Raw genomic sequence first — 9557 nt, 5'->3', positions numbered from 1 at the left:
GGGCGGGAGGTTCTGCTTGCCGACATAGTCGCAATTTGAACGGCTGGCCCTCTCCCCCGCCCCTCTCCCGCAAGCGGGAGAGGGGAGCAAACCAACAGCAACTAGTTAGTCATTCGCCGCCGCCCTCGGCAAAAACTCGTTCCCTTCCGTCAACGGCGCATACCGGTACGTCGCCGGTGTCCGGCTCAGTTTGATCGGCGCACCCAGTCCCTTGTAGCCGCCTTCCATCTCCACCACCATCTCGCGATGCGCGGTGTGCGGATGGTTCAATGCATCGGGCACCGATAGTACCGGCGCGCACGGCACGCCTGCTGCGGCGAGTTCATCGGCCAGTGCCTTGCCGTCCCACGTCGCCATCTGCGATTCCAGCGTGCCTTTCAGCATCGCGCGATTCACCGAACGGGCACCTGCCGTGGCAAAGCGTTCGTCGTCGGCCAGTTCGGGCACGCCGATATGTGCGCAAAGGAGGCGGAACTGGCGATCGTTGCCTACTGCCAGGAAGACCGGATCGGTGGCCGTCGCCACGGTGTCGTACGGATAGATGTTCGGGTGTGCATTGCCGGTACGGCCCGGTGTCTTGCCGCTCATGAACCAGTTGGCCGCGTGCGGATGCAGCAGCGACAAACCCGAGTCATAGAGCGCGGCTTCGACGAACTGTCCGCGTCCGCTGCGCTCGCGCTCTTGCAGTGCCAGCAGCACGCCAAGTGCCGCGTTGAGACCCGTGACCATATCGACCACCGGCAGTCCCACACGCAACGGTTCGCCATCGGGTTCGCCGTTGATGCTCATGATGCCGGCCATCGCCTGAATCGCTGCGTCGTAGCCGGGCAAACCTCCAAGCGGACCATCGGCGCCGAAGCCCGACACGCGGCAATGCACCAGGCGCGGAAAGCGCTGCGACAACGCATCGAAGCCGATACCCCACTTCTCCATCGTGCCGGTCTTGAAGTTCTCGACGAGCACATCGGCTTCGGCCAGCAACGCCATCAACACTTCGCGATCAGCATCGGCGGTGAGGTCGAGCTTCATCACGCGCTTGTTGCGGTTCAGCCCGAAATAGTAGGACGCCACGCCATCGCGGAACGGCGGCCCCCAGGTGCGCGTGTCATCGCCCTGCGGCGGTTCGATCTTGAGCACGTCGGCGCCGTGATCGCCCAGGATCTGTCCGCAGAACGGACCGCCCAGGATGCGCGACAGATCGACTACGCGGATGCCGGCCAGCGCGCCGGTACGGGATGGCGTCATGTCTCTTCCTTGTATTTTTTAGCGATGCATCAGTCGAGCTGTGCACCGGATTTCTGCACCACGCCCCGCCACTTGCTCACTTCCGATTTCACGAACGTGCCAAGCTGCTCGGGCGATGTGGACGGCGCCAGTTCCAGCCCCTGCGCCAGCAATGTCTTGCGGACTTCGGGCTGTTGCAGGGCATCGGCAAACGCGTGGTTGAGCTTGCCGATCACTTGTGCAGGCGTGCCCGCCGGTGCCACCACGCCAAAGAATACCGAAACATCGAAGCCGGCAACACCCTGCTCGGCAACGGTGGGCACATCGGGCAATGCCTGCGAGCGGCCCTTGGTGGTCACGCCCAACGCACGCACCTTGCCGCTCTTGATGAACGGCAGCGCGGTCAGTACATCGGTGAACGTCATGCTGACCTGTCCGCCGAGCAGATCGTTCAGCGCCGGACCCGTGCCCTTGTATGGCACATGCTGGAAGTCCGTGCCGGCCAGGTTGTTGAACAGCACGCCTGCCAGATGCGACGACGCGCCATTCCCCGACGATGCATACGTCAGCTTGCCCGGATGCGCCTTGCCATACGCGATCAGTTCCTGCACGTTCTTCGCGGGCACGTTCGCGTTGACCACCAGCACGTTGGGCAACTGGCCGATCTGGATGACCGGCGCAAAGCTCTTCACCGGGTCGTAGTTGATCTTGCGATACAGGCTCACGTTGATCGCGAGCGGCGCGGACGTGCCGAACATCAGCGTGTAACCATCCGGCTCCGCGCGCGCCACCATCTCTGCGCCGATGTTGCCGCCAGCGCCTGCACGGTTCTCCACGATCACCGGCTGGCCCAGACTGTTTTTCAGCGCGGCAGCCAGCGTGCGGGCCATCGCATCGGTGGGACCACCGGGTGGGTAGGTCACCACGAGCATGATCGGCTTGCTCGGAAAATCCTTTTGTGCAAAAGCAGGCGTGACGGTTGCGCAGAACGCGCAGGCGGCAAGCGCGGCGAGCGCCGCGCGGCGGTGCCATTGGGGCATGGTTGTCTCCGGATGAATCTAGTTATTGGGTATTGCGTGCGGAATGTCAGAACACGTTGATCTGGTCGACGCGCTCCGCTGCGCGCACCGCGCCATCGGCGGGCGGTGCCACGGTATCGGCGAGCCAGTCAGGCTCTGTGCCACCGGTCAACGGATCTTGCGGCAGCACGCGATGCACGAGCAACAGTTGCGCCAGCCGCATCCGGCGTGCCGAGCCAATACGTCCTGCTTCCCACGCCATGGCCACGGCGCTGGTCACGTGATAGAGCGCCGACCCTGCCTGCCGCGCGAGCACGTCGCCATCGGCGCCCGCATCGGCTGCACGCGATGCCAGTGCGGCAGCATTGGCGATGGCGCGTTCGAATGTGGCGCGTGCTTCGGCATGAAGCGGGGTGTCCTTCAGCAGCGTGGCCAGATGGGCCTGCAGCACGGGCAGCGAGCCTTCGCGGCGAATCGCGCGCAGCACGTCGAGTGCGACGATATTGCTCGTGCCTTCCCAGATCGACCCGAGGTGCGCGTCACGCACGAGTCGCGGATCGCTCCATTCCTCGATATAACCGCAGCCGCCGCGGATTTCCATCGCATCGCCGGTTACCTTGCGCGCATCGCGGCAAGCGCGGAACTTGATCAGCGGCGTCAGGATGCGCATCAGCGGATACGCATCGGCTTCGCCTGCATCGGCACGGCGCAATGCCTCGGCGGTCTGGAACACCATCGTGCGCGCCTGCTCGGTGGGCAGCGTGAGCTTGAGCAACTGGCGGCGCATCAGCGGCATGTCAGTAAGCCGCTTGCCGAACGCGCGACGCTCGCGAGCGATGAACTGGCCTTCGGTCAGCGCACGACGCATCAGCCCCGCCGCGCGCACACCGTTCGACAACCGCGAGTTGTTGATCATGTCGGCCATCTGCACAAAGCCCCGGCCCGGCTCGCCCACCAGATGCGCGTGTGCCCCTTCCAGACGGATTTCGCCGCTGGCCATCGAGCGCGTGCCGAGCTTGTCCTTGAGACGGATGATGCGATAGTGGTTGGCGCTGCCATCCACCAGCGTGCGCGGCAGCAGGAACAGCGACACGCCCTTGATGCCATCCACGCTCGACCCATCGGCCTCTTCCATGCGAGCCAGCACCATGGCAAGTGCCGCGTCGGGATTCGAGCAGAACCACTTGTCACCCACCAGTCGCCAGCCGCCTTCGGCCTGCGGATCGCGGATGGCGCGCGTGGCGGTGGCCGCAACATCGGAGCCGGCGCCCTGCTCGGTCATGAACATCGCGCCTTGATAGAGATCGTCGAACACCTGCGTGGTGAGGTTCGGCAGGAAGCGCTCAACAAGTTCAGGATCGCCGAACTTGCGCAGCGTGCGCGTCAGCGAATCGGTCATCGACAGCGGGCAGCACAGGCCGAACTCCGCCTGCACGAAGAGGTACGTCAGCGCGTACTTGGCTGCGGGCGGCATCGGCTTGTCCCAGCCCAGCACGCCGCCACGATGCGATGCCGCGGCCAGCCCGAACTCGGCAAACGCCACACGCTCCAGCTCGATATACGACGGATGCTTGTGGATCTGCTGCGCATCCATGCCGCTACGTGTGCGGTGAGAGAGGGTCGGCGGCGCGTGGTCCGCTTCGTTGGCCAGCGTGTCGAGCACGCCACCGGCCAGCGCACCCATGCGCTCCAGATGCGGCAGCAGGTGGTTGAACAGATCTGCGGGCAGGTAGAGCGGCAGCAGCGCGCGCAGGTCAGGGTCGGCGGTGAACAGGCTGGCGCCGTGGCGATCCGGTACGGGGTGCGCCGCTTCGGGGACAGCGAGAACGGCGGCAGGGGCGACGGCAGGGGCGGCGCTGGTCATGAATATCGTCTCCGGAAGGTCCCTGCCCTGCAGAACGCGTTCGACGAATGCTTTCTAACGCAGCGGGCGGGATGGTTTGGGACCATTATTCGATCGGCAACGATTCGCGTCCAATTCTAAAATTGGCTTGATCCATACAAAATTCATATCGCCATGGAATTCCGCCACCTCCGCTATTTCCTCGTGCTGGCCGAGGAACTGCACTTCGGACGCGCCGCCCGGCGGCTATCGATCTCCCAGCCGCCGCTGTCGCTGAACATCCAGCAACTGGAGGCGTCGGTGGGCGCCCGGCTATTCGAGCGCGACAGCCGGGGCGTGCGGCTCACGGCGGCAGGGCGGGCATTTCGGGAATCGGCGTCGGCCTTGCTTGCGCAGGCGGAGTCGGCCCGGCTACTGGCACGCGAGATCGAGGCGGGGGCGGTGGGCAGGCTACGCATCGGCTTTGTGGGGTCGATGCTGTATCGCGGGCTGCCGCAGTGGCTCCAGGATTTCCAGGCGCGCTACCCCGGCATCCACGTGGCGCTGACGGAACTCAACTCGCAGGAGCAGATCGACGCGCTGCTGCATGGCGAACTCGACGCGGGCTTCGTCCACACCAGCCGTGTACCCGACGAACTGGCTGCCACACTGGCCCATACCGAGTCGTTTGTCTGCTGCATGCCGGCCGATCATCCGCTGGCCGCGCAGGATACCGTGGCGTTCGCGGAGCTGCGCGGCGAACCGTTCGTGCTGTTCTCGCGCAAGGCGTCGCCTGACTACTACACCCGCATTTTCGACATGTGTGCCGCGCACGGCTTCTCTCCGCGCATCCGGCACGAGGTGCGGCACTGGCTCTCGGTGGTCTCCCTCGTCTCGCAGGGCATGGGCGTGGCATTGGTCCCGGCTGCAATGGAACGCTCGGGCATGGCCGGGGCGGCATTCCGGCCCCTGCGTGAGGCCACGGTGCCGTCTGAAGTCTTTTGTGTGTGGAAAAAGACACCTGACCACCCTGCGCGCGATCATTTCGTCGCCACGATCCAGGTGGCCGCCGGGCATCCCGGGCACTAGAATGGCCGACCAAAGAAAAAAGCCACCGGCCCAAAGGCCAGTGGCTGTGAAGTACGCGTGGAACGGGGTGTTCAGCGTGCTGGTAGCTTATTCCGGCCGGTACGGCGGACCAATACCACAAATGTGGTATTCGGAAGGATCGCGGGCCGGAGCGTGCCGATTAGTGCATCGGACGATGGGAATCCACCCGTTTGGATGTTTCTTGTTCCATTCATCCTGCCACCACCGTTCGAACATGAAATTTCTGTCATCTGCGCGCAAGGGATGGCTTACGAACGGCTTTCGGCGCGGAAATCGTACGGATGCTATACAATCGAGAACGATTTTTATTTACTTGCGCAACAGGATTCCCCTGTTTTTTCCTCTGCGTGCGGCGGTCACTTCCGCCCCCTCTGGACTGGAACCCCACAATGCGGTTGTCTGAATTGCCCCGGCGAACTGTCGCCACAGTGAAATCGGTGGATGACACCACCCCGAACGATCCCGTGGCGCGACGTCTGCGCGATCTGGGATTCGTACCGGGCGAAACCGTGCAGATCATCGCCTTCGGTCCTTTCGGCAAGGACCCGATGGTGGCCCAGGTGGGCTACACCCGGTTTGCCCTGCGCCGTATCGAAGCCGCGCGCATTACGGTGGAAGTGGCCAGCGCCTCGGTCTCCAGCATCGCCCCTGCCAGCCAGGAAGCTTCCGACGCGGCCCAGCGCATCGCCTGACCGCCCGAACGCCCGAAACGCCAGACCGTCCGATCACCTGCACAGCCCGTCCGCCGCCAGGATCTCTCGCCCATCATGTCAGCAGCTCCGAATTCGTCCGCCCTGCGCATTGCGCTGGTCGGCAACCCCAATTGCGGCAAGACCGCACTGTTCAACCGCCTGACCGGTAGCCGTCAGAAGGTAGCCAACTACGCTGGCGTCACGGTGGAGCGCAAGGAAGGCTTCTTCACGTCGCCGGCCGGCCGCACCGTCCGCATCCTTGACCTGCCGGGCGCCTACAGCCTGCATTCCGCCAGCCTCGACGAAGCCATCACCCGTGAGGTCTGCATGGGCCAGCGGGCCGACGAGCCGCGTCCGGACCTGCTGGTCTCGGTGGTGGATGCCACCAACCTGCGCCTGCACCTGCGGTTCGTGCTCGAACTGCGCCGCCTGGGCCTGCCCATGGTGGTGGTGCTCAACATGAGCGACTCCGCCGCACGCCGTGGCATCCTGATCGACCGCGAAGCGCTGTCTCAGGCGCTGGGCGTGCCCGTGGTGCAGACCGTCGCGGTCAAACGCGACGGCGCCGCCGCGCTGGTGGGGCTGTTCGACGAAACGCTGCCGCCGGCCCTGCCCGCCCAACCTCTCGATAGCGTGTCCGAACTCGACACCCACGCCGAGGTGAAGCGCCTGCTGGACGCCGCCGTGACGATGCCCGCGCGCACCGCACGCATCGACGATGCGGTGGACCGTGTGGTCCTGCATCCCGTGTTCGGCCTCGTCATCCTGGCCGTGCTGCTGTTCTTCATGTTCCAGGCCGTGTTCTCGTGGGCCGAGCCGATGATGGACGGTATCGAGGGCGGTGTGCACTGGCTGGGCGAAGTCGTGGGCGCGATGATGCCCGACGGCATGCTCAAGAGCCTGCTCGTGGACGGCATGATCGCGGGCCTGGGCAGCGTGATCGTGTTCCTGCCGCAGATTCTGATCCTCTTCCTGTTCATCCTCACGCTGGAAGAGTCGGGCTACCTGCCGCGCGCCGCGTTCCTGCTGGACCGCCTGATGATGGGAGCCGGCCTGTCGGGCCGCTCGTTCATTCCGCTACTGTCAAGCTTCGCCTGCGCGATCCCCGGCATCATGGCCACGCGCACGATCCAGGACCCGCGCGACCGCCTGACCACGATCCTCGTGGCGCCGCTGATGACCTGCTCGGCGCGGCTGCCGGTGTACGCGCTGCTGATCGGCGCCTTCATTCCGGAACGCACCGTGGCCGGCCTGTTCAACCTGCAGGGTCTGGTCCTGTTCGCCCTGTACGTGGCCGGTATCGTCAGCGCGCTGGTGGTGGCCTACGTGCTCAAGTGGTTCCGCCGCGACCGCACCGACCATCCGCTGCTGATGGAGTTGCCGTCGTACCGCGTGCCGAATCCGCGCGATATCGCCATCGGCCTGTGGGAGCGCGCCCGGATCTTCCTGTCGCGCGTGGGCAAGGTGATCCTGACGCTGACGGTTCTGCTGTGGTTCCTGGCCACGTTCCCGTCGCCGCCGGACGGCGCCACCCAGCCTGCGATCGACTACAGCTTCGCCGGCATGATCGGCCGTGCGCTGGAGTATGTGTTCGCGCCGATCGGCTTTAACTGGCAGATCTGTATTGCACTGGTCCCGGGACTGGCTGCACGCGAAGTGGCAGTTGGCGCGCTGGCGACGGTATATGCGCTGTCAGGTAGCGACGAGGTCGTGTCCGTTCAACTGGCCCCGATGATCGCCGCGCAATGGTCGCTGGCCACGGCGCTGTCGCTGCTGGCGTGGTACGTATTCGCCCCGCAATGCATCTCCACGCTGGCCGTGATCAAGCGCGAGACCAACTCCTGGAAGGTGATGGCCGTCTCGGCCGCCTATCTGACCGGACTGGCCTACTTTGCCTCGTTCGTCACGTACCGCGTGGCGCTGGCATTCAGCTAAATCGACGGAAACTGGCAACACGCAACCGGGTCAAACGGCCATGACGCTCTATCACGCCTTTGAAACCATCGTGGTCCCCCTGATCGTGCTGGCCTGTGCCGTGCATGTGGCGGGCCGATACATGCCCCGCACGCGCGAGCGCACCAAGGCCAGCCTGGCCGCGGCACTAGGGGGCGCGTCGGCACCGGGCTGGCGCGGCTGGCTGGCCCGCCGGCTCTCGCCCACGCAGGCGGCGGGCTGCGCATCCGGATGCGAGACGAGCAGCGGATGCAATACGTGCGGCTCGAATACCTCGGGCGGCTCGGGTTCATCGGCCGGCGGCAAGGCTAGTGACGAACAGGTCATACGTTTCGTACGAAAGACCTGATCCGATATCCAAACGGAAAACAAGAACGGCGACCTCGGGGTCGCCGTTTTGGTTTGGATCGCCGAGAAAATCCGGCACGCAGAAACGGGTACGCTTTTTATCGCGTTGGGTTTCTCCCCTCTCCCGCTTGCGGGAGAGGGGCGGGGGTGAGGGCAGGCGGTGAAATTGCCATCTGGTCGGCAAGCAGACCCTCCGACCCTCACCCCCAACCCCTCTCCCACGGTGTGGGAGAGGGGAGCCAGACTAGGAGGGCAGAATCCAACTACTGCGCAGTCCCCGGAATCATCAGCGAGACCGGCGTGTCGGTGCCGGCCGTGCAGGTGGCCTTGAGCATAAACGGTCCCGAGCCAGTCGGCACGATGTTGCGCGAGTTGTCCGTCAATGCCGGCGTCAGCGTAACCGGGCCGCTCACCACGCTCCAGGCCCAGGTGCCATTGCAGTTCATGATGCCGTTGTCGATGCCACGCTCCATGACGTGTGCCGCCACCGGGATGCCGCCGCCCGGCACCACCAGGGGGTTCGGGCCGTCATAGACCAGTGCCCACTTCGGGGTCTCGGTGACCAGCAGCGAGGCGCGTGGCTTGGCGGACAGCGTCAGGCTGCTAGCCATTTCCGAGAGCACACTCTGCAGCGGCAGCGACCCGTTCGGCCGGCTCGTGGTCACCGTGGTGACGTGCGTGGTGCCGTTGATCAGCGCTGCCAGCGAGGGCGAGGTGGTGGTGATGGTCCACAGGCCGGTGAAGTCCGCCGTGGAATCCGTATTGTCGTTGCGCACCACCTGTGAGTTGTACTGCTGCGGATAGCCGTTGAGCACGTTCAGCGCGTTGATCTGCTGGCCGTACTGCGACAGCACCAGCCGGTACGTCTGCACGGTGGTCTTGAACACCGACACCAGGAAAGCGCCGGTCAGCGTGTTGCCATCGGGCGTGGTCACCTGGACGCTGACCACCGATTGCGCCGCATTGTCGCTACTGTTCACGCCGGTCAACGTACCGACGTTGGCCGCGCCTGTTACCGTCACCGCTGCCGTGCTGCTGCGCCACGTCCAGCCGATGCCGGCCGACGAGCGATCCGCGCCGTCGCTGTCGATCAGCGAGGCCGTCACCGGCAGCACCTGGCCGTTGGTCATCGACAACACCGGATACGGCAGTGCCAGGCTGTAGGTTTTCACGCCCGGTGCCACGACGGTGATCGTCGCCGTGGTGAGCGGCAACGTCGTGGTAGCGCCGCCAGCGCCCGTCACGGTAGCCACCACATTGATCGACGCGGTGCCCGTGGCAATGCCCGTCACCAGGACGCTGCCTGGCACCGTGCCATTGGCCACGGCCGCCACAGCGCCGTTCGAGCTCGACCATACAAAGCTTGTGGAACCTGTCACGTCGTTGCCG

8 protein-coding genes are annotated in these 9557 nt (G+C 65.1%); 4 read left to right on the top strand and 4 right to left on the bottom strand.

Annotated features, from left to right (window positions below):
- Positions 1 to 105: 105 nt before the first annotated feature.
- Genes FFS21_RS31130 through FFS21_RS31120 form a run of 3 tightly spaced genes read right to left on the bottom strand, consistent with a single transcriptional unit; the run spans position 106 to position 4107 of the window.
- Complete coding sequence (locus tag FFS21_RS31130) at positions 106 to 1245, bottom strand: CaiB/BaiF CoA transferase family protein (RefSeq protein WP_137928526.1); 1140 nt, start codon at positions 1243 to 1245, stop codon at positions 106 to 108.
- A gap of 29 nt (positions 1246 to 1274) precedes the next feature.
- Positions 1275 to 2264, bottom strand: coding sequence for a Bug family tripartite tricarboxylate transporter substrate binding protein (locus tag FFS21_RS31125; RefSeq protein ID WP_137928525.1), 990 nt, complete (start codon positions 2262 to 2264; stop codon positions 1275 to 1277).
- Positions 2265 to 2310: 46 nt separating this feature from the next.
- Positions 2311 to 4107 carry an acyl-CoA dehydrogenase family protein gene (locus tag FFS21_RS31120; RefSeq protein ID WP_137928524.1) on the bottom strand — a complete coding sequence of 599 codons (1797 nt, stop codon included), beginning with the start codon at positions 4105 to 4107 and terminating at the stop codon, positions 2311 to 2313.
- A gap of 153 nt (positions 4108 to 4260) precedes the next feature.
- Here FFS21_RS31120 and FFS21_RS31115 point away from each other — a divergent pair, with 153 nt between their 5' ends.
- From FFS21_RS31115 to FFS21_RS31100, 4 genes are all read left to right on the top strand, one after another.
- The gene (locus FFS21_RS31115) at positions 4261 to 5154 is read left to right on the top strand and encodes a LysR family transcriptional regulator (protein ID WP_137928523.1); all 894 of its coding nucleotides are present in this window, start codon (positions 4261 to 4263) and stop codon (positions 5152 to 5154) included.
- A gap of 410 nt (positions 5155 to 5564) precedes the next feature.
- The gene (locus tag FFS21_RS31110) at positions 5565 to 5867 is read left to right on the top strand and encodes a FeoA family protein (RefSeq protein WP_137928522.1); all 303 of its coding nucleotides are present in this window, start codon (positions 5565 to 5567) and stop codon (positions 5865 to 5867) included.
- A 75-nt stretch (positions 5868 to 5942) separates the two neighbouring features.
- Positions 5943 to 7802: a ferrous iron transport protein B gene (gene feoB, locus FFS21_RS31105; RefSeq protein WP_137928521.1), complete on the top strand. Its 1860-nt coding sequence runs from the start codon at positions 5943 to 5945 to the stop codon at positions 7800 to 7802.
- Between the two features lie 40 nt (positions 7803 to 7842).
- Complete coding sequence (locus tag FFS21_RS31100) at positions 7843 to 8169, top strand: DUF6587 family protein (RefSeq protein ID WP_137928520.1); 327 nt, start codon at positions 7843 to 7845, stop codon at positions 8167 to 8169.
- 262 nt (positions 8170 to 8431) lie between these two features.
- Here FFS21_RS31100 and FFS21_RS31095 read toward each other — a convergent pair.
- Positions 8432 to 9557: hypothetical protein (locus FFS21_RS31095; protein ID WP_212745283.1), on the bottom strand; the 1126-nt coding region annotated here is incomplete at its 5' end.

Source organism: Cupriavidus sp. 2SB (genome assembly GCF_005503625.1).
Taxonomy (GTDB): Bacteria; Pseudomonadota; Gammaproteobacteria; order Burkholderiales; family Burkholderiaceae; genus Cupriavidus.
Note: the sequence above shows the minus strand (reverse complement) of the source record. Positions and strands in the feature narration are given on the sequence as shown.

What these genes read in the sequence shown, in the direction of transcription:
- FFS21_RS31130 (WP_137928526.1), bottom strand. Translation starts at nt 1,245, where the DNA reads ATGACGCCATCCCGTACCGGCGCGCTGGCCGGCATCCGCGTAGTCGAT.
- FFS21_RS31115 (WP_137928523.1), top strand. Translation starts at nt 4,261, where the DNA reads ATGGAATTCCGCCACCTCCGCTATTTCCTCGTGCTGGCCGAGGAACTG.
- FFS21_RS31110 (WP_137928522.1), top strand. Translation starts at nt 5,565, where the DNA reads ATGCGGTTGTCTGAATTGCCCCGGCGAACTGTCGCCACAGTGAAATCG.
- FFS21_RS31100 (WP_137928520.1), top strand. Translation starts at nt 7,843, where the DNA reads ATGACGCTCTATCACGCCTTTGAAACCATCGTGGTCCCCCTGATCGTG.
- feoB (WP_137928521.1), top strand. Translation starts at nt 5,943, where the DNA reads ATGTCAGCAGCTCCGAATTCGTCCGCCCTGCGCATTGCGCTGGTCGGC.
- FFS21_RS31120 (WP_137928524.1), bottom strand. Translation starts at nt 4,107, where the DNA reads ATGACCAGCGCCGCCCCTGCCGTCGCCCCTGCCGCCGTTCTCGCTGTC.
- FFS21_RS31125 (WP_137928525.1), bottom strand. Translation starts at nt 2,264, where the DNA reads ATGCCCCAATGGCACCGCCGCGCGGCGCTCGCCGCGCTTGCCGCCTGC.